The 26994-nt window shown below is 55.3% G+C and carries 29 protein-coding genes; 28 read left to right on the top strand and 1 reads right to left on the bottom strand.

From position 1 onward, the window contains the following. The first annotated feature begins 453 nt into the window (after positions 1-453). The 21 genes from trpE to JD108_RS12280 all read left to right on the top strand — a co-directional run bounded on the left by trpE (position 454) and on the right by JD108_RS12280 (position 19826). On the top strand, positions 454-1971 hold the full coding sequence (trpE, locus tag JD108_RS12380; RefSeq protein ID WP_198826384.1) for an anthranilate synthase component I: 1518 nt from the start codon (positions 454-456) through the stop codon (positions 1969-1971). Further along, on the top strand, positions 1965-2990 hold the full coding sequence (gene trpD / locus JD108_RS12375) for an anthranilate phosphoribosyltransferase (RefSeq protein WP_198826383.1): 1026 nt from the start codon (positions 1965-1967) through the stop codon (positions 2988-2990). Before trpE ends, trpD begins: the two co-directional genes overlap by 7 nt. Beyond that, positions 2980-3798, top strand: a complete 819-nt coding sequence (gene trpC / locus JD108_RS12370) for an indole-3-glycerol phosphate synthase TrpC (protein WP_198826382.1) — start codon at positions 2980-2982, stop codon at positions 3796-3798. The genes trpD and trpC overlap by 11 nt, the downstream gene beginning before the upstream one ends. Then, the gene (locus JD108_RS12365) at positions 3795-4472 is read left to right on the top strand and encodes a phosphoribosylanthranilate isomerase (protein WP_198826381.1); all 678 of its coding nucleotides are present in this window, start codon (positions 3795-3797) and stop codon (positions 4470-4472) included. The genes trpC and JD108_RS12365 overlap by 4 nt, the downstream gene beginning before the upstream one ends. Beyond that, positions 4435-5667, top strand: a complete 1233-nt coding sequence (gene trpB / locus JD108_RS12360) for a tryptophan synthase subunit beta (protein WP_198826380.1) — start codon at positions 4435-4437, stop codon at positions 5665-5667. Before JD108_RS12365 ends, trpB begins: the two co-directional genes overlap by 38 nt. Next, a complete protein-coding gene (trpA, locus tag JD108_RS12355; RefSeq protein WP_198826379.1) occupies positions 5664-6482 on the top strand; it encodes a tryptophan synthase subunit alpha in 819 nt (272 codons plus the stop codon). Before trpB ends, trpA begins: the two co-directional genes overlap by 4 nt. A 30-nt stretch (positions 6483-6512) precedes the next feature. Beyond that, positions 6513-7607 carry a histidinol-phosphate transaminase gene (gene hisC, locus JD108_RS12350; RefSeq protein ID WP_198826378.1) on the top strand — a complete coding sequence of 365 codons (1095 nt, stop codon included), beginning with the start codon at positions 6513-6515 and terminating at the stop codon, positions 7605-7607. A 114-nt stretch (positions 7608-7721) separates the two neighbouring features. Further along, positions 7722-8822 carry a prephenate dehydrogenase gene (locus JD108_RS12345; protein WP_198826377.1) on the top strand — a complete coding sequence of 367 codons (1101 nt, stop codon included), beginning with the start codon at positions 7722-7724 and terminating at the stop codon, positions 8820-8822. A gap of 124 nt (positions 8823-8946) precedes the next feature. Next, complete coding sequence (aroA, locus tag JD108_RS12340) at positions 8947-10227, top strand: 3-phosphoshikimate 1-carboxyvinyltransferase (protein WP_198830100.1); 1281 nt, start codon at positions 8947-8949, stop codon at positions 10225-10227. A 341-nt stretch (positions 10228-10568) separates the two neighbouring features. Continuing rightward, on the top strand, positions 10569-11693 hold the full coding sequence (locus JD108_RS12335) for an amidohydrolase family protein (RefSeq protein ID WP_198826376.1): 1125 nt from the start codon (positions 10569-10571) through the stop codon (positions 11691-11693). 145 nt (positions 11694-11838) lie between these two features. Continuing rightward, complete coding sequence (locus JD108_RS12330; RefSeq protein ID WP_198826375.1) at positions 11839-12429, top strand: RNA polymerase sigma factor; 591 nt, start codon at positions 11839-11841, stop codon at positions 12427-12429. Further along, positions 12426-13073 (top strand): zf-HC2 domain-containing protein, encoded by a 648-nt coding sequence (locus JD108_RS12325; protein WP_228728132.1) that lies wholly within the window; start codon positions 12426-12428, stop codon positions 13071-13073. The genes JD108_RS12330 and JD108_RS12325 overlap by 4 nt, the downstream gene beginning before the upstream one ends. A gap of 92 nt (positions 13074-13165) precedes the next feature. Further along, a complete protein-coding gene (locus tag JD108_RS12320; protein WP_198826374.1) occupies positions 13166-14107 on the top strand; it encodes a tetratricopeptide repeat protein in 942 nt (313 codons plus the stop codon). A gap of 106 nt (positions 14108-14213) precedes the next feature. Further along, complete coding sequence (locus tag JD108_RS12315) at positions 14214-15347, top strand: hypothetical protein (protein WP_198826373.1); 1134 nt, start codon at positions 14214-14216, stop codon at positions 15345-15347. A gap of 9 nt (positions 15348-15356) precedes the next feature. After that, positions 15357-15572 (top strand): IDEAL domain-containing protein, encoded by a 216-nt coding sequence (locus JD108_RS12310; protein WP_198826372.1) that lies wholly within the window; start codon positions 15357-15359, stop codon positions 15570-15572. Between the two features lie 84 nt (positions 15573-15656). Next, a complete protein-coding gene (locus JD108_RS12305; RefSeq protein WP_198826371.1) occupies positions 15657-16064 on the top strand; it encodes a DUF2487 family protein in 408 nt (135 codons plus the stop codon). A gap of 207 nt (positions 16065-16271) precedes the next feature. Beyond that, complete coding sequence (locus JD108_RS12300; protein ID WP_198826370.1) at positions 16272-16790, top strand: Rieske (2Fe-2S) protein; 519 nt, start codon at positions 16272-16274, stop codon at positions 16788-16790. A 1-nt stretch (position 16791) separates the two neighbouring features. Beyond that, a complete protein-coding gene (gene qcrB / locus JD108_RS12295) occupies positions 16792-17463 on the top strand; it encodes a menaquinol-cytochrome c reductase cytochrome b subunit (protein ID WP_198826369.1) in 672 nt (223 codons plus the stop codon). Positions 17464-17491: 28 nt separating this feature from the next. Beyond that, positions 17492-18283: a menaquinol-cytochrome c reductase cytochrome b/c subunit gene (locus JD108_RS12290; protein WP_198826368.1), complete on the top strand. Its 792-nt coding sequence runs from the start codon at positions 17492-17494 to the stop codon at positions 18281-18283. 73 nt (positions 18284-18356) lie between these two features. Beyond that, on the top strand, positions 18357-18962 hold the full coding sequence (locus tag JD108_RS12285; protein ID WP_198826367.1) for a DUF1405 domain-containing protein: 606 nt from the start codon (positions 18357-18359) through the stop codon (positions 18960-18962). A gap of 48 nt (positions 18963-19010) precedes the next feature. Then, positions 19011-19826 (top strand): sporulation protein YpjB, encoded by an 816-nt coding sequence (locus JD108_RS12280; protein WP_198826366.1) that lies wholly within the window; start codon positions 19011-19013, stop codon positions 19824-19826. A gap of 117 nt (positions 19827-19943) precedes the next feature. Here JD108_RS12280 and JD108_RS12275 read toward each other — a convergent pair whose 3' ends face one another. Next, positions 19944-20801 carry a YitT family protein gene (locus tag JD108_RS12275; RefSeq protein ID WP_198826365.1) on the bottom strand — a complete coding sequence of 286 codons (858 nt, stop codon included), beginning with the start codon at positions 20799-20801 and terminating at the stop codon, positions 19944-19946. Between the two features lie 206 nt (positions 20802-21007). Here JD108_RS12275 and JD108_RS12270 point away from each other — a divergent pair, with 206 nt between their 5' ends. The 7 genes from JD108_RS12270 to JD108_RS12240 all read left to right on the top strand — a co-directional run bounded on the left by JD108_RS12270 (position 21008) and on the right by JD108_RS12240 (position 26732). Then, positions 21008-21346, top strand: coding sequence for a nucleotide pyrophosphohydrolase (locus JD108_RS12270; RefSeq protein WP_198826364.1), 339 nt, complete (start codon positions 21008-21010; stop codon positions 21344-21346). Positions 21347-21348: 2 nt separating this feature from the next. Continuing rightward, entirely contained in the window at positions 21349-22101 is a 753-nt protein-coding gene (gene dapB / locus JD108_RS12265) for a 4-hydroxy-tetrahydrodipicolinate reductase (protein WP_198826363.1), read from the top strand. 58 nt (positions 22102-22159) lie between these two features. Further along, a complete protein-coding gene (locus tag JD108_RS12260) occupies positions 22160-22561 on the top strand; it encodes a methylglyoxal synthase (RefSeq protein WP_198826362.1) in 402 nt (133 codons plus the stop codon). A gap of 6 nt (positions 22562-22567) precedes the next feature. Next, on the top strand, positions 22568-23263 hold the full coding sequence (gene bshB1, locus JD108_RS12255) for a bacillithiol biosynthesis deacetylase BshB1 (protein ID WP_198826361.1): 696 nt from the start codon (positions 22568-22570) through the stop codon (positions 23261-23263). Positions 23264-23280: 17 nt separating this feature from the next. Further along, complete coding sequence (bshA, locus tag JD108_RS12250; protein ID WP_198826360.1) at positions 23281-24405, top strand: N-acetyl-alpha-D-glucosaminyl L-malate synthase BshA; 1125 nt, start codon at positions 23281-23283, stop codon at positions 24403-24405. A 127-nt stretch (positions 24406-24532) separates the two neighbouring features. After that, positions 24533-25759: a CCA tRNA nucleotidyltransferase gene (locus JD108_RS12245; protein ID WP_198826359.1), complete on the top strand. Its 1227-nt coding sequence runs from the start codon at positions 24533-24535 to the stop codon at positions 25757-25759. After that, positions 25749-26732 carry a biotin--[acetyl-CoA-carboxylase] ligase gene (locus JD108_RS12240; RefSeq protein ID WP_198826358.1) on the top strand — a complete coding sequence of 328 codons (984 nt, stop codon included), beginning with the start codon at positions 25749-25751 and terminating at the stop codon, positions 26730-26732. The genes JD108_RS12245 and JD108_RS12240 overlap by 11 nt, the downstream gene beginning before the upstream one ends. The last annotated feature ends 262 nt before the right edge of the window (positions 26733-26994 follow it).

Genomic DNA, 26994 nt, shown 5'->3' with positions numbered 1-26994 from the left:
ACAGGCACCCTCTTTTAGTATAGTAAAAAACGAGGGTGCCTCGTTTTGCAAACCGGTAAAAAGCAAAACCGGCTGAGTAGAGAGTGAGCAGAGTAGAGTGTAGAAGAGCTAGGCAGAGGAGAGAAGAGCAAGCTGGGATTGTGAACACATACACAATCAATCCAGGTTTCTTCCTGGATTTTTCTTATTTTCTCCCCCTATCTCTTCCTCGAACACGCAGGTGTCATCGGAGGAAGAGGACTTAGCGCCGTGACGTCGATCCCCATCCCAATGGGCGGGGCGTCATTTGCACACCCCTTGTGCATCGGCAAGCAGAGAGCAGTCGAGAAGAATCCATCTGTACGGGACACATGCTCAATAGAGATGTGGCTGCTTCCCTATTCTCTGATTTGGCGACAGGCGAATATTCCCCCTGACTCTGATGGCAACCTCCACAAAAGAGGTGAGAGAGTCATGTTTACCCCATCCTTGTCTGAAGTTCAGACGCTGGCTGAGTCGTACTCGCTGATCCCGGTGAGACTGACGCTGCTCGCAGACCAAGAAACCCCCATTCGGCTGTATCAGAAAATTCGCACGCCGCACTCCTTTTTGCTGGAGAGCGTAGAAGGAGGCTCGCGCTGGGCCCGCTATTCGTTTATCGGCCTCAATCCCTTTCAAAGCGTGGAAGCTACGGGCAATTTGATTACCGTAAAGAAAAGAAGCGGCGAGGAGTACACGCTCGAGGGAAATCCCGTCAGCTTTCTGCAAGGCGAAATGGAGCGCTATAAAAGTCCGAAGCTGAGCCATTTTCCCCGTCTCAGCGGTGGCGCGGTCGGATTTTTCGGCTACAACACGCTGCACTATTTTGAAGAACTGCCCAAGCACCAGGTGGAAAGCATCGTCCTGCCTGATATGCGCTTTCTTTTTACGGACGAAATTATCGCTTTTGATCACCTGAAGCAGGAGATCCAGCTGATCGTCAATCTCCATGTCAGCGAGGGGGACGGCGCGGCGGAGATCGAACGCAAGTACGCAGAGGTCGGACATCGGCTGCAGGAGCTTGCCTCGCAAGTGACGGCCCCGGGCCACGAGCAGTACCAGCCGCTGTCGCTCGCGGCGCCTGTCGCAGCCAGGCTGGCTGTCGAGAGCAATATGAGTCAGGAATCATTCGAGCAGATGGTGGAAAAGGCGAAGGCCTACATCGCCGCCGGAGATATTTTTCAAGTGGTCCTCTCGCAGCGCTTCCGTGCGGCGACGCAGCTCGACCCGTTCTCCGTCTACCGCGTGCTGCGGACGCTCAATCCTTCGCCGTACATGTACGTACTGCAATACGAAGGGGAGACGATCGTCGGGACGTCGCCGGAGCTGTTGGTCCGCGTCGAAAACGGCAAGGTCGAGATGCGGCCGATCGCCGGCACCCGCAAGCGGGGAAGCAGTCCCGAAGAGGATGCGGCCCTGGCGGAAGACCTGCTCGCCGACCCCAAGGAGATAGCGGAGCACTACATGCTGCTCGATCTGGGCAGAAACGACGTAGGCCGCGTGTCGGAGTACGGCACGGTCAAGGTAGAGGAAGCACTGGTCATCGAAAATTACTCCCATGTGATGCATATGGTCTCCCATGTGACAGGCAAGCTGCGGGAAGACGCCCATCCTTTTGACGCGCTTCTCTCCGCCTTTCCGGCGGGGACGGTCTCCGGAGCGCCCAAGATCCGGGCGATGGAAATCATCGCCGAGCTGGAGCGGGATGCCCGTCACCTGTACGCCGGAGCGATTGGCTATCTGGCCTTTGACGGCACGATGGACACATGCATCACCATTCGCACCCTGCTTTTTCAGGGAGGCTATGCGTACGTGCAGGCGGGGGCGGGGATCGTCGCCGATTCCGATCCGACAGCCGAATACCAGGAATCGGTCAACAAAGCGGCAGCGATGCTGGCAGCTCTGGAAAAAGCAGAGCAGCTCTTTGCCCGAAAGGAGGAGCAGACATGTTAAAAACGGCGCTCGAAACGATCTTTTCCGGGAGCGATCTCGACCGGGGACTGGCGCAGGCGGCGATGGGGGAAATCATGGACGGAAAAGCGACTCCTGCCCAGATCGGCGCGTTTCTCGCCGGCATGCGGATGAAAGGGGAACAGACGGAAGAGATTATCGGCTTTGCCCAAGCGATGAGAGAGCGGGCCGTTCGCTTTCCACTGAATGTGCAGGGGATGGTGGATACCTGCGGCACAGGCGGCGATGGCAGCCACACCTTCAATATCTCGACGGCGGCGGCAATTGTGGCAGCCAGTGCGGGCGTGCCAATTGCCAAGCACGGCAATCGCGCCGTATCCAGCAAGAGCGGAAGCGCCGACGTCCTGGAGGCGCTGGGTGTGCCGATCACTTTGTCGCCGGAGGATGCGGCAGCCTGCCTGCGGGCGACCAATCTATGCTTTCTGTTTGCGCCCCTCTACCATCAGGCGATGAAGCATGCGGCCGGTCCGCGCAAAGAACTGGCCGTGCGCACCGTGTTTAATCTGCTCGGTCCCTTGACCAATCCGGCGGGGGCGACGCGCCAGCTGCTGGGCATCTATGACGCTTCGCTGTTGCAGACCGTGGCAGAGGTATTGCGGGAGCTCGGCATCGAGCGGGCATTGGTAGTCGCGGGTGCAGACGGGCTGGACGAATTGACCGTGACCGGGTCCAGCTATATTGCCGAACTGCGCGACGGCGTGATCACCCGCTACGAAATCACCCCCGAGGAGTTCGGCCTTCATCGTTATCCGCCGAGCGATCTGCGGGGAGGAGACGCCCAAGAAAACGCTCGGATCATCGAGGCTGTCTACAACGGAGAGCGGGGAGCCGCTCGCGACATCGTATTGCTCAATGCCGGAGCGATTCTCTATCTGGCTGATCGGGTGAGCAGCATTCAACAAGGTGTCATCAAAGCGGCTGAATTAATCGACGGCGGGATTGTGAAGGAAAAGCTGGAACAGTTTCGTCAAGTAGCAGGAGGGCTTACCCATGCTTCATAAAATTGTAGACAAAAAGCGGGAAGAAGTAGCGCAGCTTCGCGCCAGCACGAGCATCCCGCAGCTATTGCAAGAGGCGTCCGAGATGCGCCCGGCAAAGCCGTTCGGCAAGGCGCTGCTGGAGAGCTGCCGTCCGGTTAGTGTGATTGCGGAGGTGAAAAAAGCCTCCCCCTCCAAAGGGGTGATCCGCCCAGACTTCGATCCGCTCGCGATTGCGAATAGCTACGCGGCTGCACAGGTGGAGTGCATGTCTGTCTTGACCGATGAGCCTTTCTTCCAGGGGAGCAAGGCCTACCTGAAGAGCATCAGCAGGGCGGTCTCCCAGCCTCTCTTGCGAAAAGATTTTCTCATCGACGAGATCCAGGTCGTAGAAGCCAGGGCTTGCGGCGCTGACTGCATTCTGCTGATCGCGGCGATTCTGGACGGCCATCAGCTGAAACAGCTGGCCCAAACGGCGGCAGACCTGGGCATGGACACCCTGATTGAAGTCCATGACCGGGCAGAGCTGGAACAGGTGCTCGCGGTGACGACGCCGTCGCTCCTGGGAATCAACAACCGCAATCTGCGCACCTTCGTTACGGATCTAGACGTGACCCGCGAGCTGGCGGCTTCAGTCCCGCCGGGGATTCCCGTCATTAGCGAGAGCGGCATCAGCAGCGCGCAGGACGTAAATGCCGTCAGAGCGTATGGAGCGCGTTCCATTTTGGTCGGCGAACACTTTATGCGCCAGCAGGATGTGACACAAGCCGTGCTGGATTTGGTCGGAGCCCTGCCGGATAGAAAGAAGCATGCGGAGCAGGTGAAGGGATGACCAAGATCAAGATTTGCGGAGTTAAACGGATAGAGACACTGCGTGTACTGACAGAATGGGGCGTGGATTACGCCGGCTTCGTCTTTGCGCCGAGCAAGCGGCAAGTGTCGGCCGGGGAAGCGGGAGAGTTGCTCAGGGCTGTTCCCGGTCATCCGCCTGCGGTAGGCGTTTTTGTAAATCCCAGCCTGCAAGAGCTGGAGGAGGTCCTGCAGGAGGCCCGGCTCTCCGTGATTCAGTTGCACGGACAGGAGAGCGCTGCTTTCTGTCAGCAGGTGCGGGAGCTTTTTTCCCTGCCGGTGTGGAAAGCGCTGGCTGTCGGCAGGGACGGCGAACGGTCAGACCGGAGAGCAGAGATGGAGCCTTATCTGGCGGTGGCCGATGGCCTTTTGTTCGATACCTACGATCCGTCACTGGCGGGCGGGACGGGCAAGCGTTTTTCCTGGGAACAAATCCCGCAGCTGAAGCAATGGTCAGCGCCGCTGCCTTGCATCGTGGCCGGGGGCATTCACGCCGGAAATGTCGGCGAACTGGTGGACACGTACCAGCCTGCGGTGATCGATGTGTCGAGTGGAGTAGAGACGGCGGGAGAAAAAGATACAGAGAAGATACGAGAATTGGTGGAAAGGGTGAGGGAGTATGACGGTGGCAAAAACGGAACAGCGGCAGGTGCCTGACCAGTATGGGCGCTTCGGTTCATTCGGAGGGAAGTACGTCCCGGAGACATTAATGAATGCCTTGGCAGAGCTGGAGACGGCATTTGCAGAAGCGCAGAAGGACGCGTCATTTCGCGAGGAGCTGGGCGGACTTTTGCGCGAGTACGCCGGACGGCCGACGCCGCTGACCTTCGCGGATAAGCTGACTGCCCAACTGGGCGGGGCACAGATCTACCTGAAGCGGGAAGATTTGAACCATACGGGAGCGCATAAGCTGAACAACGCGCTGGGCCAGGGGCTGCTGGCCAAACGGATGGGCAAGACCTCGATCATTGCGGAGACCGGCGCCGGCCAGCATGGCGTGGCCAGTGCGACGGTAGCGGCGAAACTGGGCCTGTCCTGCAAGGTGTTCATGGGCACAGAGGATATCAAGCGGCAAGCGCTCAATGTGTTTCGGATGAAAATGCTGGGAGCGGAAGTGATTCCGGCGGAGTCTGGCTCCCGCACCCTGAAGGATGCGACCAATGAAGCGATCCGTTACTGGGTCTCCCATGTGGACGAGACGTTTTATGTGATCGGTTCTGTCGTGGGTCCTCACCCGTATCCATACATGGTGCGTGAATTTCAAAAAATTATCGGCGAAGAGACCCGCGCGCAGATTCTCGAGATGCTGGGCCGCCTTCCGGACGAGATCATCGCCTGCGTCGGCGGGGGAAGCAATGCAATCGGCATGTTTTACCCCTTTATTCAGGACGAGGGTGTCCGCCTGCGCGGCGTGGAAGCAGCAGGGCATGGCATCGAGACCGGCAAGCACGCCGTTACGCTCAGTTTGGGGCGGCCCGGCGTGATCCACGGCGCGATGACGTATCTTTTGCAGGATGAGTACGGGCAGGTGCAGGAAGCGCATTCCATCTCGGCCGGACTCGATTATCCCGGCGTCGGGCCGGAGCATGCCTATTTGAAAGACACCGGCCGTGTGCACTATACCTCGGTGACCGACGATGAGGCGCTGGCAGCCGTGGAATTGCTCTGCCGCACAGAGGGGATCATCCCCGCGCTGGAAAGTGCGCATGCCATCGCGGAAGCCATCAAGCGAGCCCCGCAGATGAGCGCGGACGAAGTGCTGATCATCTGCCTCTCCGGCCGCGGCGACAAGGATGTGGAAACGATTCAGAAAGCAATGGCAGCCAAAGAGGCAGGAGGGGATGCATCATGACGCAAAAAGAGAATCGGATTGACCGTCTGTTCAGCGACCGTACCCGCAAGCGGTTTATTCCTTTTCTGACGGTAGGAGACCCCACGCTCGAAGCGACTTTTCAGCTGGTTCACGGCCTTGTCGAAGCAGGAGCGGATCTGTTGGAACTGGGCATTCCCTATTCCGACCCGCTGGCGGACGGGCCGACGATTCAGCGGGCCTCCGACCGCGCCCTGGCCAATGGCGTGACGATCAAGGATGCGCTGGATCTGGTCGAGCGTCTGCGGACTTCCGGACTCGAGACGCCGATCGTCCTCTTCACCTATGTGAATCCAGTTCTGCAGTACGGCATCGAGCGCTTGTTTGCCGATCTAGCCGCGAAAGGAGCGGACGGGATCGTCATTCCGGATTTGCCGGTGGAGGAAAATGCAGCCGCAGTGAAGGCGGCTGCGGATAACGGCGTTCACGTCATTTCCCTGGTAGCGCCCACATCGGATGCCCGGATCCAAAAAATCGGACAGCAGGCAACCGGTTTTCTCTACTGTGTCTCTTCGCTCGGCGTGACCGGCGCGCGATCCAGTCTGCGCGAGGATCTCCAGGAGTTTCTGGAGCGCGTGCGAGCGTCTACCCAAGCGCCGACCGCAGTCGGTTTTGGCATCTCCACCCCCGAGCAGGTAAAAGCAATCGCGCCCCATACGGACGGGATCATCGTCGGCAGTGCGATCGTCCAGGAAATCGAGCGGCAGGGAGAGCTATTGCGCGATCCGGACCGGATTGGCGAAGGTGTCAAAAGAATAAAAAACTTTGTACATCAGCTGACGAGTGCGCTACAATAAGGGGAAAAATGTGACTGGAGTGAAGCGTGGATGCGACCGAAGCAGCGTATTCTCAGTGCCCCGGTGTATCAGCCGGGTAAGCCGATCGATGATGTGAAACGAGAGTTCGGCCTTACAGAAGTCATCAAGCTGGCGTCCAACGAAAACCCGCTCGGCTGTTCGCCCAAAGCGAAAGAAGCCATCCGGGCTCAGCTGGATTCGCTGGCCCTCTATCCGGACGGAGCAAGTCTTCAGCTTCGTTGGGATTTGGCGGACTTCCTCGGCGTCAAGCCCGAGCAACTCATTTTTGGCAATGGATCGGATGAAATTATCCTGATGATCTCCCGCGCATATCTCGAAGTGGGCACCAATACCGTGATGGCCACTCCTTCCTTTTCCCAATACCGTTCCAATGCGATGGTCGAGGGAGCGGAGCTGATCGAGATTCCGCTGAAAGACGGCGTGCATGATCTGGAAGCGATGGCGGCGGCCATCAACGACCAGACCCGTGTCGTCTGGGTGTGCAATCCGAACAACCCGTCGGGAACCATCGTGACGGCCGAGCAGCTGAGCTCGTTTTTGAAAAAGGTGCCACAGGACGTGCTCGTCGTGATGGACGAAGCGTACTACGAGTACGTGGTGGATGAGGAGTACCCACAGACCATTCCGCTTCTCGCGCAGTATCCCAATCTGATCATCTTGCGCACCTTCTCCAAAATCTACGGACTGGCTTCCTTGCGCGTCGGTTACGGCATCGCCTCCGAAGAGCTGATCAGCCAGCTGGATCATGTGCGGGAACCGTTCAATACAGGCTCGCTGGGTCAGGCTGCCGCCCGTGCCGCGCTGCAGGACCAGGACTTCGTGAAAGCATGCTGCCAGCAAAACCGCGAAGGCATCAAGCAGTTTACCGACCGTTTCGATGAGTGGGGGCTGTCGTATTATCCGTCGCAGACCAACTTTATTCTGGTGAATCTCAACCTGGACTCCGACGAGGTGTTTGGCAAGCTCTTGCAGCAAGGCATCATCGTCCGTTCCGGCAGAGCACTCGGTTTCCCCGGCTATCAGCGCATCACAGTGGGGACCCGGGAGCAAAATGAAAAAGTATTGCAGGCTTTGAGCAACATCCTCGTCGGTGCAGGGAAATAGCGGAAGATGCCGGTGCCATGTTGCCGGCATTTTTGTCTCGTACAGATGCGGCTTCGCCTCGGAATGGCGAAGCCACGTTTTCTAAACAGATAGAGAGAGGATAGGCTTTTGGAGATGAAAACGACAATCACGATAATAGGAGTTGGATTGATCGGCGGGTCTGTCGCGCTGGCTCTGCGGAAGGACCCGCAGGTGCGCATCGTCGGATTTGACGTCCGTCAGGATACGCTGGACAAGGCATTGACTCTCGGGGTCCTGCACGCGGGTACGACCGATCTGCAAACAGCGGTACGAGAGGCCAATGTCATCATCGTTGCGGCTCCGGTGGAACAAATCTACGCGACGCTGGACCGTCTGACAGAGCTCTCGCTGCAACCGGGCGTCATCATTACGGACGTAGGCAGCACGAAGTCCGGCATCGTACGCTACGCACAAGAGAAATTGCCGCGTGAGGTTACCTTTATCGGCGGACATCCGATGGCGGGCTCTCACAAATCAGGCGTCGAAGCGGCATCCGACCGCCTGTTTGAAAATGCCTATTACGTCTTGACGCCCGCAGAAGGTACGCCTGAGCATCAGGTAGAGAGGCTCGTCAGCCTCCTGTCCTACACCCGGGCCAATGTCGTGCGGATGGATCCGAATGAACATGACAAGGTAGTAGGGGCGGTCAGCCATTTCCCGCACATCCTCGCATCCGCGCTGGTCAATCTCGTCGCCGGCTATGAAGATGAGAACGCCTGGCATCATCGTTTGGCTGCAGGCGGCTTTCGCGACATTACACGGATCGCTTCGAGCAATCCGCGCATGTGGCGCGATGTGCTCCTGAACAATCGCGAGCATCTGCTCTGCATCGCGGAGGACTGGGCCAGAGCGCTGGATGAAGTCATCGAGCTGATCAAAGACAGAGAGGCGGAAAAAATCGAGGACTTTTTCCGAACGGCCCGCGAGTTCCGGGACGGCTTGCCCGAACGGAAAAAGGGCGCCGTGCCTGCCTTGTACGACCTGTACATCGACATCCCGGACCACCCTGGAGAAATCGGGCGAATAGCGACGCTGCTCGGCGCCAAGAAAATCAACATTACCAACCTGCAGATTCAGGAGACCCGCGAAGATATCATGGGAGCTTTGCGCATTACGTTTCGCAATGAAAGCGAGATGGAAAAGGGCGAAGAGCTGCTCCAGTTTTTCGGCTACAAGGTATACAAGCGAGGGTAATTGCTTGTATCCTTGCACTTTGGGGCATAGACGCTTTGCAGTATGACTGCGGCGGCTGCTACTGCCATTATTGACGAGCTATTTACGGGGAAGAGAGACTATGGAAGAAAAGGGGAATGTCAACGTGCTTCGCGTGCAACGTGCTCAACAAATTTCAGGGACCGTCCGTGTGCCTGGAGACAAATCTATTTCCCATCGCGCTGTCATGTTCGGTGCGCTGGCGGAGGGAACGACTACGATTGAGGGCTTCCTGCCGGGAGCTGACTGTCTTAGCACGATCAGCTGCTTTCGTCGGATGGGGATCGAGATCGAGCAGGAGGGAGACAAAGTCGTCGTCCACGGCAAAGGCTGGTACGGCCTGCAGGAGCCATCCCAGCACCTGGATGTCGGCAACTCCGGCACGACCATTCGGCTGATGGCAGGGATATTGGCCACGCAGCCCTTCCACAGCGTCATGGAAGGGGACGAGTCGATCGCCAAGAGACCGATGCGCCGCGTGATCGGTCCTCTGCGGCAGATGGGTGCCAAAATCGACGGCAGAAAAGACGGCGAGTTCACGCCGCTCTCCATTCGCGGAGGCAATCTTGCGGCCATCTCCTATCAATCCCCGGTGGCCAGCGCCCAGGTCAAGTCGGCGATCCTGCTGGCAGGTCTGCAGGCGTCGGGTGTGACGAGCGTGAGCGAGCCGCAGCTTTCCCGGGATCATACGGAGCGCATGCTGGAGGCTTTTGGCGTGAAACTGGTGCGCGATGGGCTGACGGTCTCCGTCGAGGGCGGACAAACCCTGAAAGGGCGCGCGATTCAGGTGCCCGGTGACATCTCCTCCGCCGCATTCCTGATCGCGGCTGTGATGATGGTGCCCGGAAGCTCGCTTGTGATCGAGAATGTAGGGATGAATCCGAGCCGCACCGGCATCCTGGATGTCGTAAAGATGATGGGCGGCCAAATCGAGCTGTTGAATGAGCGCGTGGTTAATGAAGAGCCGATCGCTGACCTCAAGGTAACGCACAGCCAACTGAACGGCGTGGAGATCGGCGGCGAGATCATCCCGAGGCTGATCGACGAAATCCCGGTCATCGCCGCGATGGCGACGCAGGCAAACGGGCGGACGATCATCCGCGACGCTCAGGAGCTGAAGGTGAAAGAGACGGACAGGATCGCGACGGTGGTCAGCGAGCTGAGCAAACTGGGGGCCAATATCACCCCGACGGAGGACGGCATGATCATCGAGGGGCCGACGCCGCTCCGCGGTGCCGTGATCGACAGCCTGGGCGATCATCGGATTGGGATGGCCATGGCGATCGCCGGGCTTGCTGCCGAAGGGGAGACCTTCGTAGAAAATGACGAAGCGATTTTGGTTTCCTTTCCGGGATTTCCGGAAGTGCTGCAAAGCATCTGCCGCTGACAAACACCCGATAAACCCGCAGGAGATGCGGGTTTTTTGCTTTCTTTATGGACCGATAAATTATGGATAAAAAATGTTTGACAAGCGCTTACATTCAGATATAATAAAAGTACAGTATGGTTTCTCTCCACTCCTATCCAATATAATAAAGCACATGTGTGCTACCGCCGTTTTGAATGCGCTTTCATTCCGGCGGTCTTTTTTTTGTTCAAATAGAGATGGCCACCTGCTCCCAACTGCCGGAATCGGCGATCTTCAACACGAAGCGGTACTTTTTTTCGCTGCCATGCATATGCTCCTACTGGAAGAGCGTCCATCTACGGATGGGGGAGGGACGAGCTATGACGATGGAAGAGACCGTGATCCGAAATGGAACGATCGTAACGGCAAACGGCATGATGGAACGGGACCTGTGGATCCGCGGCGGAAAGATCATCCGGATCGCGAAGGATGTATTGGGAGCAAAGCGAATCGGCAAAAAAGGCGGGGTGCAGGAGTGGGACGCCACGGGCATGTATGTTTTGCCCGGTTTTGTCGCCATGCCGGATACCCCTGTGGTGAAACAGAGAAAGAAGACCGACTATCTTGCGGCCGAACGGAATCTGGTCGCCTTTGGCTATACCTGCAAGGCAGAAATGCTGCCGCTCCGTCCCTGGCGAAATGCAGCGCAGCGCAGGTACCAAAGCGTCATTCATTATAATAGTATGATTGATTACACACTGATGGTGGAGGTCTCCGCCCCTCTATTGGACAACCATCTGCTGCGCCAGCTATGCGCGGAAGGCTACCGCATCATACGGGTCCGCATCCGGCATCCCGAAGAAATTTTTCGCCTGGACTGGGAAACGCTTTCCCCTACGCTTACGTCTTATAAGGTGCTGCTTACTCTCGCTGTACCTGAAGAGAGCGGATTTTCCCGAGAAGAGAGGAAGAGAATCTCCAGCCTCTGGCTGCACCGCTGCCGCTACTGGCAGATTCGGACGTGGATTCAGGCAGAGGGAGATTTGCCAGTGGAGGAGGAACACAGCTTCTATCATCTGTATCAAGCGGAAGGGGTCACCTGCGATCAGGCACTCCGCTCCTTTATCCATACTCCCTTCCAGCCGCTCTCGGTGATGGCTGGACTGGATAGTGTCCACATCGATCCGAGGCGCATGCGATGCAGGGGGGAGGAGCTGCTCAGCGCTCTGGTAAAGCTCTGCGCGACCAATACAGCCAAGGCGATGGGGCTGTATCCCCGGAAGGGATCGATCACGCTGGGAGCAGATGCCGATCTATTATTCCTGAAAAAAGAACAATGGTTGACAAAATTTGATCTATCCACTATTCTCAAATTTAGCGAAATTCGTCTTCCAACTTCTGTTATGTCGAACGGAAAGTGGATTTTACATGGAGAGCAATTTTCCCCTATGATAGGAATGGGACGTTGCCTCTTGCACACCAAGCCGTATAGCTTTGTGATGTAACCCCACCACTGGGGGTTTTTTCGTAAAAGTTTTTGATTTCTGACGTGGAAATGTTCGTCAGGTCCGCGCAACTTTTTACATCCCCGGCAGTCTAAACATACAAAGACTGCGGAGGGATCGGAATCGCAAGGAGGTAATCCTGGACATGACCGATTCCCAGCTTATCCGCGAAATCAAAGAAGGAAATCTAGAATGCTATGCTGAGCTGATACGTCGTTACGAACGAAAGATCCTGGCGTTCGTCACTCATCTGCTGCGTCAGGCTCATTTGGAGCACATGGCGGAAGACATATGCCAAGAGACGTTCTACAAGGCGTACAAAAGCATTCATTCATTTCGTGATGTAGAAGCGACCTTCTCCACCTGGCTCTATACCATCGCTCGAAATTCTGTTCTCAGTGAGCTGCGCAAAAGCCGCAACTCAGATGTGTATCTCGAAGATACCTTGCAGGTGCCGCTTGCGTCCTTTGAACGCTTGCCGGAACAGGTGCTGCTCCGCAACGAGCGGGAGCATCTCGTCCGCCTGGCCATCAACAACCTGCCTGAAAAGCAGCGCTCCGCCCTCATCCTGCGAGAGTACGAGCAGATGGACTACAATGAGATTGCCACGATTCTTGATCTGACGGTCAGTTCGGTGAAGTCTCTGTTGTTTCGGGCACGGCAGAGCATCAAGACTCAGTTGGAAGCCTACATCCTCGAACCTCATTTGGATGAAGCTGAAGGGATGAATCGATGATGAAATGTGAAGATGTCCAAGATAAAATGCCGGACTACGCGGATGGATTGCTGCCCGAAATGACACGGCGGCGAATTGATCTTCATTTGGCAAACTGCAAAAGCTGCCGTTCCGACTATGAGCTCTGGAAGGACAGCAGCGACTGGATGGAGACGGACAAAGAGAATTACCATGCGATCACGCCGACCCAGTCGATCGTGGACGCGGTGATGGCGCGCATCCTCTCCGAAGAGAAATGGGCGATCCCGATCGGCCGAAAGGTATTCGCCGTTACTGCCAGAATGCGCCGGATCGGTGCGAGTGCAGCTGCCATTTTGCTGATGCTTTGCACGTTTACGCTCTACGTAAACTCGAGCAATGCAGAACAAGCGAACTCCCTCTTGATTGGCAATGAAGTTCTGGCCATGGGCAAGCATGCTCAGGTCGTCACTTCGTCGATGCAATCAGAGGATGGTACGTACATCGTCGAATCGGAGCCATTGGTATCGGAGGGACAGCCATTGGCCTCCGCCACCGCCTCCATCATTCCGCTGGATGGAAGGCACGGGACAAGCGAAACAGATGGCCCCAATTACGGAATGGTGCTCAGTGTATTCGGTATCCTGGTCACCGTTCTCACCATGAGTTGGTTTACGCGGGCCTGATCGAAAAAGACCGTCTTCGGACGGTCTTTTCGCAACTCATCGGCGATTTGCTCTATAATAAGCAGTACGACCATACATATGAGGTGAACGACATGACAAAACAATGGCTCTATGTGATCGACGAGGCGATCAAACGTATCGAAAACGACGAGCTGGAGCTGGGGCTGCAAGCGTTGAAAAAAGTGCAGAAGCACGGGAAGGATTTGCCGGAGGTGATGCTCTACCTGGCTGAAGTGTGGTATCGCTTTGGCCATCTGGACGAAGCGGAGAGTCTGATTCGCGACATCCTGCAGAAACACCGCGAGCTGGAGACGTCGCTGAAACAGGAGTATCAAATGCTGCTGGCCGAAATCGCGCTGGATGGCAATGATTTTGACACCGCGCAAAGCATCCTCTACGACCTAAAGGAAGCAGGGGAGGAGAGTATCCGCCTCGATCTCTTGCTGACCGACCTGTACTCGATGCAGGGGCTGGATGAGGTGGCGATCAAATACCTGGAGATGGCGCGGCAGAAGGATCCCGGCAACAAGGAGATCCTGACCGCGCTCGGCAACATGTATTTTCAGATCGGCAAGGACGAAGAAGCGATGCAGATCCTGGAAGACGCGGGCGGGCAAAGTGTCGATCTGCTCCTCTCCAAAGCGCGTGTTCTGGCCCAGAACGGCGATTTTGAGCAGGCCTATCATCTGTACCGGCAAGCGTCCGCACACGAACAATCGGCCGAGGTTCTGTACGGCTGTGCGATGATGGCTTTTCATACCGGGCATATCGAGGAAGCCGCGGGCTACGTCGGCAATTTGCTGGCATTGGATGAGGAATATGTCGCCGCCTATCCGCTCGCTGCCGATATTTATCTGTCCATGGGCAAGACGGAAAAATCGATTGATGCGCTGGAACAGTACGTGGAGCTGTCCGGCTTTGATCTTGATCAAATCCGCAGGCTGGTCGCCCTGCTCACACAAGCGGGTCGGTACGAGGATGCAAAAACCTACCAAAAATTGCTGGATCAATGGAGTACGGAAGAAACGGAATAAGTTCGAGGACGTTGGGGAAGTCACATTCGTGGCTTCCTGTTTATTTTGCTGGAATTTGGCAAGAATGGTGGGTAACAAAAACCTTCGCTAAGGAAGGGATGCCCAGATGAACTTGGCTGAGATAATGGTGTATACCGACATCAGGCAGCTTCACCAAATGGCCAGCCACTATGGATGTGAATGCAATCCCAACTCGAAAAATGAATTGATTACGACACTCTTGTCCAATTTGCGCCACAAAGGGACGATCGCCAAGGAGATCGAGCAGCTGTCACGCGAAGAGACGCATTTTTTTCTGCTCCTTTTTCTGGACAAGCGTACGCAAATGTCCCTTGAAGATCTGCTCGCCAAGGCGGGAGTCGCACTGGAAGCGAAGAAGGAGCGAAAACAGGAGGAAGCCCGTACATACATAGCGAAAGCGATGAAGCGCGGCTGGATTTTTCCCGCCAAAACAAAAGCCGTCGGACAATACCAGGTGCCCCATGATATTCGAGAGCCGCTTTTGCAGGCTTGGCTGCTCCGATGGCAGAACGAGGCGGAGCCCTTTGCGGCCGAGCCGGAAGCGTATCGGGATGAAGGGACAGCACTGGTTGACGATATCATGCAATTTTTGCAATTCCTACAGCGAGAGCCTGTGCCGCTGACGGCAGACGGCAGCATGTACAAGCGATACCAGCAGCAGCTGCTGCAATTTCTGCAAATCAAGGAGGAGCCGCTCGCGCCCCAGCGCTGGCGCTTTGGGTACGGGCTTCACTTCGATCTCTATCCGGACCGCTTTTCGCTGATCTATGACTTCTGTTATTACCAGCGATGGATCGAGGAAGTGCCGGGCCAGGTGATGCTGACCGAAGCCGGTCTGGAGCGGCTGCAAACCCCGAGTGGCGACGCGCTGCACGGCGACACACTCTACCATGAGGTGATCCGGTTTTGGATGAGATTGTACAAGCGGGCGATTCCCAATCTGCCCATGCTGGTGCAGCTGATCCCCATGATGGCCTCGCAAGGCTGGGTATCCCAGAGAGAGTTTTCGCGCAGCCTGCTTCCCTGGATACGACCCTTTTACTACGACGAACCTCAAAATATTCTCGTCAATCGAATTTTAAAAATGATGGTACATCTCGGTTTGATTCGAGTCGGACAGGTACACGACGGAGAGTGGATCTACTCGGGGACCTATGCCAGCCAATCATGGCTTCGCAAATACAATGGATTTACAGATACTACCATTTTATTGAAGTGAGGGATGTACATGGAATGGGCCAATTTTTATTCCAATACCTACGGAAGCAACAATCAGCTCGTGTCGGGCTTGCTGTCCGAAATGCTGATCGATGAACAAGTCCGTCTATATCGAAAGAGAACGCTGTATCAGGAGATCGACGATGCCCTCGCGGAAAAGAACAAAGAGCGGTTTTTGCAACTGACGGGAGAATTGCGCGAAATCATGGCCTACGAAAAGGCGTGAGCGCGTAAAAGAAGTATCGTTGCTTGTTTTGCAGAATTCGTGTTACGCTAGTTTCCAAAAGGCTAGGGAAAGAGGGGACGGCTTATGCAATGGAATCTGCAGGAAATGGAAAAATGGGAGGAGCTGCAGCCCTATGTGGATACTGCGCTGCTCCCTCTTTATTTGTACCGGACTGAGATGGAGCTCCCCAAACAGGTGCTGCGCATGAGCTATCTGATGAATCTGGGAGCCGCCATCGAGCAAAAACTGAAAGGGAGAGTGCTGCTGTTCCCTCTCTGCTATCAGCTGGGCGAAGCGGCTAGGCCGCAGCAGTTTCCAAAGGAGTTCAAACACTGTGTCTGCCTGCAGTTTCCGGGAGAGCAGCTAAAAGTAGAGGCAGAGAATGTGACTGTTTTGACAGTGGGGGAAGAAGATCTGGAATCCGCCCTCCGTTTCGAGGTCACAGCTGATATTTTTTCACAAGAAATCATCCGAATCTGGCAGGGGAAATAGAGGAAACGGAGAAAACAGCTCATTCTCTGCTGTCATTTTTGACAAAATGGCAACAATATGTTTGACGGACGGGATTGCCAAGCGGCACGTCCCTTGGACATTCTTGACATCTTTTTGGGCGTTAGCTATGATTGGGATTGACCTAGTGTATATGTATTGAAAAAGCCATCGTTGTGCGATTCTACAGGATAAGGAGGGAAAATAGAGATGGGCGACAAACAGGAGATTTCCAGACGAACATTTCTAAACTACGCACTCATGGGAACTGGCGGGTTCCTTGCTGCGGGTATGATCACACCTATGATCCGTTTTGCGGTCGACCCCTTGCTCAAGGGCCATGCGGGTGGAGATACAGTAGCGGTTGGAAGTGTAGATGAATTTGGCCCAGAGCCGAAGCGTGTCGAATTTAAGGTCCATACCAAGGACGGTTGGTATGAGTCCGATTCCACATTGTCTGCATGGATTACCAAAAACGAGAAGGGCGAAATTCTTGCTCTTTCCCCGATCTGTAAGCACTTGGGGTGCACAGTAAACTGGAATGACCCGGCAGGACATCCGAACGAATACTTCTGCCCGTGCCACCTCGGACGCTACAATATCGAAGGGGCACACATCCTGAATACTCCGCCGACTGCATCCCTCGATGAATACGAGACGGAAGTAAAAGACGGCAAGCTCTATCTGGGCAAACTGAAACCAAATCCACGTCCGGGGGTGAGTGGCTAACATGATGCAAAAAATGTATGACTGGGTCGATGAGCGATTAAACATCACCCCGATGTGGCGTGATTTGGCGGACCATGAAGTGCCTGAGCACGTAAACCCTGCTCACCACTTCTCTGCCTTTGTTTATTGCTTTGGCGGCCTTACATTCTTTATCACCGTCATTCAAATTTTGTCTGGGATGTTCCTGACCATGTACTACGTGCCAGACATCATCAACGCGTACGAGTCTGTAAAGTACCTGCAAAATGAAGTCGCTTTCGGGGTTATCGTGCGTGGTATGCACCACTGGGGTGCCAGCTTGGTCATCGTTATGATGTTCCTACATACGCTGCGTGTCTTCTTTACCGGTGCGTATAAAAAACCGCGTGAATTGAACTGGGTAGTCGGCGTACTTATTTTCTTCGTCATGCTCGGTCTTGGATTTACCGGTTATCTGTTGCCTTGGGATAACACAGCGTACTTCGCGACCAAGGTAGGTCTGGAGATCGCAAACTCCGTACCGCTGATTGGCCCTTATGCGAAGACACTGCTGACGGGCGGCGATATCGTAGGGGCGACAACCCTGTCCCGCTTCTTCGCCATCCACGTGTTCTTCCTGCCAGGCGCACTGCTTGGACTTTTGGGAGCTCACTTCGTCATGATTCGCGCACAAGGTATTTCCGGTCCACTATAAGAGTTTTCGATACTAAGGAGGCAATAGCATGGCTAAACACGATAAAGATGCTACCTTCGTCGGAGACTCCCGGATATCGGCGAAGCGTATCCCAAACATCGCTCCATCCTACTCGGACTTTCCGGGAAAAACAGAGCCTTTCTGGCCGAACTTCCTGCTGAAAGAGTGGATGGTGGCGGCGGTTTGTCTCGTTGGTTTCTTGGTTTTGACGGTATCCCATCCGTCGCCGCTGACCGACCTGGCAAACCCGAATGACACATCTTTCGTCCCGCTGCCGGACTGGTACTTCCTGTTCCTCTACCAGCTGCTCAAGTATCCTTGGGCTGCAGGGGACTGGGTCGTCCTCGGTACAGTGGTCATCCCGGGTATCGCTTTCGGTGCTCTGATGCTGGCTCCTTGGCTTGATGCCGGCAGCGAACGCCGTCCGTCCCGTCGTCCGGTTGCTACTGGCTTGATGCTGACGGCTTTGGTCGGGATCTTCTACCTGACTTGGGCTGCTGACCATGAGCATTCGCTGAAGCATTCCGCGAGCAAAGGCGGCAGCGGCGGTGGCGGCAACCACGCAGCAGCACCTGCAGCGCCAGCAGACACCAGCTTCAAAGCGGATGCGATCTGGACTGCGCAAACAAGCTGCATGGGCTGCCACGGCAAGAGCCTGGAAGGCGGCATGGGACCCAATCTCCAAAAGATCGGGGCTACTCTGGACGCCACACAAATTGCTGATGTGATCAAAAACGGTAAGGGACAAATGCCTGGCGGTCTGATTAAGGATGAAGCAGAAATCCAAAAGCTGGCCGAATACCTGGCATCCTTGAAATAAGCTAATACGGAAAAGCTGACTGACGTTCGGTCAGCTTTTTCTTTAGAGGCGAATATAGCGGGAGACGATTTTCATGAGCTTGTTATGGGAGTGGTTTTGGCAGTCACTAGGGAAGAGATGGTTTCTCTGGACCCTGTTTGTCGTCAACCTGCTCGGAACCATATACGGATTCATCTGGTACGGCAATCAACTGGCCGAGACCCCGGCGTATCTGCGCCTGTTCGTACCGGACAGCCCGACAGGCAGCGGTCTGTTTACCCTGGTGCTGCTGACATATTTAATGGGACGCCACATTCCTGTGTTGGAGGCTCTTGCTGGCATTACCAATTTTAAATACGGAGTATGGGCTGTGGGGATTATCCTCGCGGGTTGGATGATGGGGAATCCCATACGCTGGACGGATGTCATGCTGCTCATCTCCCATACAGGAATGGCTGCCGAATCTGTGCTATACGCGCGCTTTTACAAATTGAGCTGGCTCCCGGTGGGGATTGCAGCGCTGTGGACATTAAACAATGATTTCCTCGATTATGTGATGGACATCCATCCTTGGCTGCCCAGTGTCCTCGTGCCCTATACAGGTACCGTCGGCTTTTGCACGGTGATGCTCAGTATCGCGTCCATCGCGGTGATTTGGTTCGCCAATATGCGATTCGGCAGAAACAGAAACAAGTTCTAGTCACGTCCTCCTTTCCATAGGTTGTACTAAGGGAAGGGGGGGTTTGTCTTGAAGAAAAACATCCGGTTTCTGCTGTTCTTCCTGGTGATCGGCCTCTTGCTTTCCTGGCCGATTCATACGTTGGTCACCAAACTTGGCAGGCCGGCGGAGGTACAGCAGCTTGCCGAGCTGGATGAAATAGCTCATCGGTTCTTGCTCGCGGCAAAAAAAGGGGATGTGGAAGACGCGCAGCAGCAGATTCTCCTGCTTGCGGAGAAGTTTCCTAAGCAAAAGCTGCCGCAAACCCTGCGGATCGAGAGCCTGAACGCCGTCACCCAATCCATCTTGGCGGCTCGAAACAACTTGAACAGCAAGTCTATCAGCGAACAGCAGCTGCTTTGGGATGCGACACGCGTACGGGTGGTCGTCGACGCGCTTACGCATGACCATCAGCCGATGTGGCGCGGATACTACTCTTCCTTTTCTTCGCAGCTTCACGATTTGCTGTTGGCGGCGGTCGAGCGGGACTATGCACATTTTCGGGAGCAGTTTGAAGAAAATTCTCGCTTGTACCTAGCCATTCGCCCGGCGATGACGATACACGTCGCGGAGGGGCAGCTGAAGAGAATGGACGCGGCCTATGACGCGATCTCCAAGGAAATTCGAAACAGCAAAATCGAATGGAATCAGGTGAGGAGTTACCTGCGGGAGCTGCAAGCAAGCACGCAGACGGCTTTCATCGGAGAGGACAGGAGCACGCTCGCCTCCCTGATCATGAGCGATTCCCCTGCGGGAATGATGTTGAGCGTCTTGACCGCAGTGGTGATGGCTCTCGGTTACGTCGCGTGGAAAAAGTACAAGGGGCAGTTTCGAACGGTCTCGTAGATGGATATGGGCAAAGCAAAACAACACCTGCCGGCTGGATAGCAGCTTTCGAGGTGTTGTTTTTTTGTGCTTGGTTTGGATGCGATGCTGTATGGGTTTCGATACTGAATGTGCCGTTTATTCGCGAAGGGGCTGCTTGTTCTCGTCAAGCGTAAAGCCTTCTCCCAGCACCTCATGGACATCATTGACGATGACGAAGGCATGCGGATCGATGCCTTGGACAATCGATTTATAACGCATCACTTCATTGCGGCTGACGACCACGTAGATCACTTTTTTCTCTTCGCCGGAAAAAGCGCCTATTCCGGCAAGCAGGGTGACGCCGCGGCCCAGTTCGAGAATTTGCTTGGCAATGTCATCCGCGTGGTTCGAAATAATCGTCAGCGCTTTTCCGGCGTAGGCGCCATCCTGGAAGAAATCGATGACTCGCGCGGCGATGAAGACCGCGACCAGCGTGTACATCGCACTTTCGAGATTCAAGTAAACCAGGGAGGCGGCGATCACCAGCATGTCGCCAAAGAAAAGGGTTCTGCCCATGCTGATGCCCATGTACTTTTGCAGCAAGCGGGCGATAATATCGACGCCGCCTGTGGTACCGTCATACCGGAAGATGATTCCCAGCCCGATGCCCACCGCGACCCCGGCGAAGAGCGAGGCGAGCAGACGGTCCTCCATCGGCATAGGATAGAGGCCTTCGAATAAAGAGAGGAAGAGCGACAGGGACACCGTTCCCATAATGGTATAAATAAAAGAAGTTCGGCCTAACACCTTCCAGCCGAGAATGAACAAAGGAATATTCAGTACGAAGAAAACAAGCCCTTGGTCAATGACAGGAAAGAGTAGCTTTAAGAGGATGCTGATCCCGGTAATACCGCCTTCGGCTAAATTGTTTGGGATGTTAAATGCATTGATGCCGAATCCCATGATAGCAGACCCGATGATGATGGCGATTACGCTTTTCAGCCGAAGTTTCATCAAGTAATTCCCCCTACGGGCTTAAGCCCCAAAAATCCCGATGTGTGGTCAGGTGACCGTCCAGGTGTATACGACTGCCATTATAATGGAACGCCGCTGGAAATGTCCATATGTCCCCAGCAGAGAGATTTTCAGATTTGGCAAACGGCAGTAGATCGGTTACGATAAAGAGAATGGAAAAATGAAGGCTGCAAAGGAGTGACCCGATGAATCAGCGAAAAACTCTGGAGGAAATCCAGCAAGAAGTGGATCAATACATATCGCAGTATAAGGAAGGCTATTTTTCTCCACTGGCCATGATGGCCCGCATGACAGAAGAAGTGGGCGAATTGGCTCGGGAGATTAATCACTACTACGGTGAAAAGCCAAAGAAAAAGGACGAGGACGCGAAAACGGTCGAGGAGGAATTGGGCGACGTTTTCTTTATTGTACTTTGTTTTGCCAATTCGCTCGGAATCGATTTGCAAGAGGCGTTTGATCGTATTATGCACAAATTCAACACCCGTGACAAAGATCGGTGGACAAGAATCGAGGAGAGCCAATGACGATGAACAGACAAATTCGCGTTGCCGTAGCAGGAGCATCTGGACGAATGGGACAAGAAGTCGTCAAAATGCTCGGCGAGGATCAGACACTCATCTATACAGGCCCGCTGGATACGCGGGTGAGCGACGCCGAGCTGGAACGTCAGCTCGACGAGATGAAGCCGGATGTGCTGGTAGATTTTACGACGCCTCACTCGGTCTATCGGCATATGGAAATGTGCCTGCGCCGCCAGATCCGGCCCGTCGTCGGGACAACCGGCTTGAGCCCGGAACAGTTGCAAGATTTGACCGCACGTTATAAAGAAGCGGGACTCGGGGCAATCATCGCGCCGAACTTTGCAATCGGGGCGATTTTATGCATGAAATTTGCTGCGATTGCGGCCAAATATATGCCCCATGTGGAGATCATCGAGCTGCATCACGACCGAAAACTGGACGCCCCCAGCGGAACCGCGCTGAAAACAGCCGAAATGATTGCGGCTGTGCGTGAAAAACAACAGCAGGGACATCCCGATGAGACTGAAACCATCGCGGGTGCGCGCGGGGCAGACTACGATGGATTCCGCATACACAGTGTCCGCTTGCCGGGAATGGTCGCCCATCAGGAAGTATTGTTCGGAGCGACGGGGCAGACGCTCTCCATTCGCCATGATTCGATCAATCGGGAATCGTTTATGCCGGGCGTCAATATGGCGATCAAAGCTGTCATGAATCTCGATTCGTTGATATACGGTCTGGAGCATTTGATCGACTAGCTAGCACGAAAATTTAAACGTTCGTTTACATCCTACCGACAGCAAGGGAGAGGTCTGCGTGAAGATAGCATTGATTGCCCATGATCGCAAGAAAGAAGAGATAGTCCAATTGGCCATGGCGTATGAAACGATCTTTCAGGACCACGAGCTTTTCGCGACAGGGACGACGGGTCAGCGGATCATGGAAGCCACCTCTTTGACAGTGACCCGGTTCTTGTCCGGTCCGCTGGGTGGCGATCAACAGATCGGGGCGATGATTGCGCGCAATGAGATGGATCTGATCATTTTCCTCCGCGACCCGCTGACTGCTCAGCCCCATGAGCCGGATATTCTTGCCCTGCTGAGACTTTGCGATGTTCATAAAATTCCGTTTGCGACCAACATGGGGACGGCGGAAATTTTGCTCAAAGCATTGGAGCGCGGGGAGCTGGATTGGCGGGAAGTCGTGCACAAGGAGTGAAGGAAGATGAAGGAACTGGATATACTGGCGATTGGCGCCCATCCCGATGATGTGGAGATCGGTGCAGCAGGCACCTTGCTTCTTGCGGCCAAACGGGGCGAGCGTGTCGGCATCCTGGATCTGACCTATGCCGAGCTCTCCTCCAACGGCACGGTGGAGAGAAGACAAAGTGAGGCGGCGGCCGCCGATCGGCTACTCGGGGCGGCGCATCGCTACAACTTTGGCTTGCCCGACCGCGGACTGGAGAGGGTGAGAGAGGAGGCGATCAGCCGGGTGGTCGATTTGATTCGCGAGACGAAGCCGCGCGTGGTGCTCGCGCCCTACTGGCAAGACCGCCATCCCGATCATGAGAGCGTCAGCCGAATCGTCCGCGAGGCGGTTTTTTCCGCTGGCATTCGCAAGTATGCGGCCGGCCAATCTCATCCAGCCTATCGTCCGGCGAAGCTGTTGTACTACTTTATCAACACGACGGCAAAACCGGATATCGTCGTCGATATTTCCGGCGTCTTCGAGGAGAAGATGAATGTGCTGCGCTGCTATCGGAGCCAGTTTGAGCTGGAGACGGACAGTGTCGCAACTCCGCTCAATAACGGGTATTTGGAGTCGGTCTCCTACCGCGAGCGACTGTTCGGGCAGCAAACGGGTGTGGCCTATGCGGAAGGCTTTGTCAGTTCGGTTCCGTATGTCGTGGACCGCTTATAATAGAGGTGAGAAAATATATGAAAATCGGCATTACTTGTTATCCGTCACTTGGGGGCTCCGGCGTCGTGGCGACGGAGCTGGGGAAGCTGTTGGCGGAGCGCGGGCATCAGGTGCACTTCATTACGTCAAGTATGCCGTTTCGCCTCAGCAAGTTTCATCCCAACATTTTTTATCACGAAGTGGAAGTGAGCCACTACGATGTGTTTAAATATCCGCCCTATGATTTGACACTGGCCAATCGGATGGCCCAGGTGGCCCGATCGGAAAAGCTGGACCTTTTGCATGTCCACTATGCGGTGCCCCATGCGCTGTGCGCCTATTTGGCCAAACAGATGGTGGGCGACCATTTGAAAATTGTCACTACCCTGCATGGAACCGATATTACGGTCCTCGGATACGACTCCAGCCTGTCCAGCCTGATCCGGTTCGGGATTGAGCAAAGCGATTTGGTGACGGCCGTCTCCCACGATCTGATTCGCGAGACGAAAGAGCTCCTGCATGTGGAAAAGCAGATCGTCCCGGTCTATAATTTCGTCGACAAGCGGCGCTACTATCCCAAAGAAGTGAGCGAGATCAGGCGGATGTTTGCCCCCCATGGCGAAAAGATCATCATGCACATCTCTAATTTCCGGCCGGTGAAGCGGACGCCGGATGTGATTGAGGTATTCGATCGGGTCCGGGCGCAAATGCCCGCCAAACTGCTTCTGATCGGGGAAGGTCCCGATTTGAGCATGGTGCGTGAAAAGATTGCGGAGAAGAAGCTAGAGGCAGATGTTCATTTTCTGGGCAAGCAGGAGGACGTCGCCGAAGTGATTTCACTGGCGGATGTCATGCTGCTTCCATCAGAAAAAGAGAGCTTTGGCCTCGTCGCGCTGGAAGCGATGGCCTGCGGCGTACCCGTCGTGGCAACGGTGGCTGGCGGTCTGCCCGAGGTCGTTCTCGATGGCGTATGCGGCTTTCTGCGGCCGATCGGCGATGTAGCCGGCTTGGCGGAGAAAACCTTGCTGCTGCTGCAGGATGAGGAGCTGTATGCCCGTTTTTCCCGCAGCAGCATCGAGCGCTCCTGTGAAACGTTTTGTCACGAAAAGATCACCACGGAATACGAAACGCTTTATCTGGAACTGCTCCAACAATCGAGATAGCTTCAAGAGCGGGGAAATCCGCTTTTGGCTAACTGAAACAGCTTGGCAATCATGATCGTCAAGCCCATGACCCATCTCATGAATGACGCCTCCTTTTTTGCAGGCGGACGAAAACGGAGTGTAGCTTGTGGCAAAAAAACTGGCAGAGGAGATCTTGAAAAAGCTGGAAGCCAGCGGGTACGAAGCGTACTTTGTCGGTGGTTGCGTCCGCGATTGGCTGCTGAATCGGCCTGTGCACGATATAGATATATGCACAAATGCCCATCCGGGCGACGTCATGCGGCTGTTTCCCGCCCATGTGCCTACCGGGCTGAAGCATGGGACGGTTTCGGTCAAATCGGGGGGAATGCTGTTCGAGGTGACCACTTACCGGACCGAGGGGAAGTACGAGGATTATCGAAGACCCAGCGAAGTCAGCTTCGTTTCGGAGCTCCGGCTTGATCTGATGCGCCGTGATTTTACCATGAATGCGATGGCGATGGATCTTCGCGGCAAACTGGAGGATCCCTTCGCCGGTTTGGATGATTTGAAACAGGGCTGGATTCGCGCGGTAGGGGTGCCCGCCGAGCGATTTCGCGAGGATGCCTTGCGCATTCTGCGTGCAGCCCGTTTTGCCGCGCAATTGCAATTTCAAATCGAGCCGGATACGCTGCGGGCGATGGAGGAGACCGCCAGCTTGCTGATCCATATCGCGATCGAGCGCGTCCGGGAAGAGCTGCACAAGATCATCGACAGCCCGGCCCCGGCCGTAGGCGTCGCGCTGCTCTGCCAAACCGCCGCATTGAAGAGCTGGCCGCTGCTTGACCGGCTCTTCTCCGCTGGGATCCCACACGCACCGCGGCTGCCCCGGCTTGCGGAGCTGACCCAAAAATGGTCGCTGCTGCTGTACGGCAGCGGGTTTGGCGCAGAAGAAGCCAGGCAGGTATGTCAGGTGCTCAAGCTGTCCAAGCGGGAAAAGGAGACCATCTGCGCGTTTGTGGAGTGTCTGACAGAGCTCCGCCCGCATTGGGATCAGCCGCGGGAGATCGACTGGCGATCGCTTTTGCTGCAGAGAGGCTGGGCATTTTGTCAGAAACTGGACGGTATTTTGCAGGCTTGCTGGCATAACAGCGCCGCGGCTTCGGATGTGACCAGGTCGCTGCGGGAGACCTATGAACAGATGCAGGTAAAATCGATCCAGGAGCTCGCCATCAGCGGAAGAGAGCTCTCCGTGCTGCTGGATAAAAAACCGGGCCAATGGATCCAACACATCCTGCAGCATCTCTGGCAGCAGACGGCGTTTCACCGCCTGCCCAACACGCCGGAGGCCTTGCTGGAGGAAGCGAGGAAAGAGGTTGTCCGATATGAACATTAAACAGGAGATCATCAATGCATTCCACGCAAAACCGCGAGAATTCATCTCCGGAGAGGAATTGAGCCAGACCTGCGGCTGTTCGCGGACGGCGATCTGGAAGCATATCGAAGAGCTGCGCAAAGACGGCTACGAGATCGAAGCCGTGCGCAAATCCGGGTATCGGTTGATCGCGGCACCGGACCGTCTCTCCGCCGAGGAGATCCGGGCAGGTCTGGATACCTACCGGATCGGCCAAGTGGTGATGGCCCATGATTCCGTCCCGTCCACGCAGCCGCTCGCCCATGAAGCGGCCAGCAAAGGGGCGCCGGAGGGGACGCTGGTGATCGCTGAGCAGCAGACAGGGGGAAAGGGGCGTCTTGGTCGCCCCTGGCATTCGCCGAGCGGCACGGGCATCTGGATGAGCCTGATTGTCAGACCGGCGATACCTCTGCCGAAGACGCCGCAGATGACGCTGCTCACGGCAGTCGTGCTGGCCAAGACGATCTGGGAGGAGACCGGGGTGGAGCCCAAGATCAAATGGCCGAATGATATCTTCATCGGAGACAAAAAAGTGAGCGGCATCCTGACCGAGCTGAATGCCGAGTCCGATCGCGTCAACTACCTGGTTATCGGTATTGGTTTAAATGCCAATATGACCCGCGAGGATTTCCCGGAAGAACTGGCGTCGATCGCCACGTCTCTGCGGATCGAATCCGGCAAAAAGCTCAAGCGGGCCCGGTTTATCCAGCGCTTTTGCGAAAATTTCGAGCGCGAGTACGACGATTATCTGCGGGAAGGCTTCGAACGTGTGAAGTCGGAGTGGGAGCAGAATTCTTATACCATTGGCAAATGGATCACGGTCAGCACGATTCAGCAATCCCTCGAGGGAAAAGCGATTGGCCTCGATGCGGAAGGGGTCCTGATCCTGGAGGACGCCCAAGGCAAACGGCACAAGGTATACTCCGCCGATGTCAATTATCGTGCAAATTCCTAAATTTTCTGGTATACTCCATGTGGTAGAGGCGGTATCGGTTTTCCGAACGGCACTCTCATCGGCAAGGTGAACATGGAGTTTTTTCTTTTGATTATTGTGCAATGCTATGGACAACAATCTGCTCAGAGCCTGTGTGGACCGAGACAGAGGGAATCCAGTGACACACATGAACCGTGTGGCTTTTCTTTGTGTGGACAACCTTCTCCCTTTTCGGCGAGAAGGTTTTTTTGTTTCCTGACAGGTCTCACGGACGAGGGGCGCA

This window comes from Brevibacillus composti, assembly GCF_016406105.1.
Lineage (GTDB): Bacteria > Bacillota > Bacilli > Brevibacillales > Brevibacillaceae > Brevibacillus > Brevibacillus composti.
The sequence above is the reverse complement of the archived record's forward strand: the minus strand, read 5'-3'. Positions and strand labels throughout refer to the sequence as shown.

Excerpts from the sequence above, each read along its gene's own strand:
- trpE (WP_198826384.1), top strand. The coding sequence starts at position 454 with ATGTTTACCCCATCCTTGTCTGAAGTTCAGACGCTGGCTGAGTCGTAC.
- trpD (WP_198826383.1), top strand. The coding sequence starts at position 1,965 with ATGTTAAAAACGGCGCTCGAAACGATCTTTTCCGGGAGCGATCTCGAC.
- trpC (WP_198826382.1), top strand. The coding sequence starts at position 2,980 with ATGCTTCATAAAATTGTAGACAAAAAGCGGGAAGAAGTAGCGCAGCTT.
- JD108_RS12365 (WP_198826381.1), top strand. The coding sequence starts at position 3,795 with ATGACCAAGATCAAGATTTGCGGAGTTAAACGGATAGAGACACTGCGT.
- trpB (WP_198826380.1), top strand. The coding sequence starts at position 4,435 with ATGACGGTGGCAAAAACGGAACAGCGGCAGGTGCCTGACCAGTATGGG.
- trpA (WP_198826379.1), top strand. The coding sequence starts at position 5,664 with ATGACGCAAAAAGAGAATCGGATTGACCGTCTGTTCAGCGACCGTACC.
- hisC (WP_198826378.1), top strand. The coding sequence starts at position 6,513 with ATGCGACCGAAGCAGCGTATTCTCAGTGCCCCGGTGTATCAGCCGGGT.
- JD108_RS12345 (WP_198826377.1), top strand. The coding sequence starts at position 7,722 with ATGAAAACGACAATCACGATAATAGGAGTTGGATTGATCGGCGGGTCT.
- JD108_RS12335 (WP_198826376.1), top strand. The coding sequence starts at position 10,569 with ATGACGATGGAAGAGACCGTGATCCGAAATGGAACGATCGTAACGGCA.
- JD108_RS12330 (WP_198826375.1), top strand. The coding sequence starts at position 11,839 with ATGACCGATTCCCAGCTTATCCGCGAAATCAAAGAAGGAAATCTAGAA.
- JD108_RS12325 (WP_228728132.1), top strand. The coding sequence starts at position 12,426 with ATGATGAAATGTGAAGATGTCCAAGATAAAATGCCGGACTACGCGGAT.
- JD108_RS12320 (WP_198826374.1), top strand. The coding sequence starts at position 13,166 with ATGACAAAACAATGGCTCTATGTGATCGACGAGGCGATCAAACGTATC.
- JD108_RS12315 (WP_198826373.1), top strand. The coding sequence starts at position 14,214 with ATGAACTTGGCTGAGATAATGGTGTATACCGACATCAGGCAGCTTCAC.
- JD108_RS12310 (WP_198826372.1), top strand. The coding sequence starts at position 15,357 with ATGGAATGGGCCAATTTTTATTCCAATACCTACGGAAGCAACAATCAG.
- JD108_RS12305 (WP_198826371.1), top strand. The coding sequence starts at position 15,657 with ATGCAATGGAATCTGCAGGAAATGGAAAAATGGGAGGAGCTGCAGCCC.
- JD108_RS12300 (WP_198826370.1), top strand. The coding sequence starts at position 16,272 with ATGGGCGACAAACAGGAGATTTCCAGACGAACATTTCTAAACTACGCA.
- qcrB (WP_198826369.1), top strand. The coding sequence starts at position 16,792 with ATGATGCAAAAAATGTATGACTGGGTCGATGAGCGATTAAACATCACC.
- JD108_RS12290 (WP_198826368.1), top strand. The coding sequence starts at position 17,492 with ATGGCTAAACACGATAAAGATGCTACCTTCGTCGGAGACTCCCGGATA.
- JD108_RS12285 (WP_198826367.1), top strand. The coding sequence starts at position 18,357 with ATGAGCTTGTTATGGGAGTGGTTTTGGCAGTCACTAGGGAAGAGATGG.
- JD108_RS12275 (WP_198826365.1), bottom strand. The coding sequence starts at position 20,801 with ATGAAACTTCGGCTGAAAAGCGTAATCGCCATCATCATCGGGTCTGCT.
- JD108_RS12270 (WP_198826364.1), top strand. The coding sequence starts at position 21,008 with ATGAATCAGCGAAAAACTCTGGAGGAAATCCAGCAAGAAGTGGATCAA.
- dapB (WP_198826363.1), top strand. The coding sequence starts at position 21,349 with ATGAACAGACAAATTCGCGTTGCCGTAGCAGGAGCATCTGGACGAATG.
- bshB1 (WP_198826361.1), top strand. The coding sequence starts at position 22,568 with ATGAAGGAACTGGATATACTGGCGATTGGCGCCCATCCCGATGATGTG.
- bshA (WP_198826360.1), top strand. The coding sequence starts at position 23,281 with ATGAAAATCGGCATTACTTGTTATCCGTCACTTGGGGGCTCCGGCGTC.
- JD108_RS12240 (WP_198826358.1), top strand. The coding sequence starts at position 25,749 with ATGAACATTAAACAGGAGATCATCAATGCATTCCACGCAAAACCGCGA.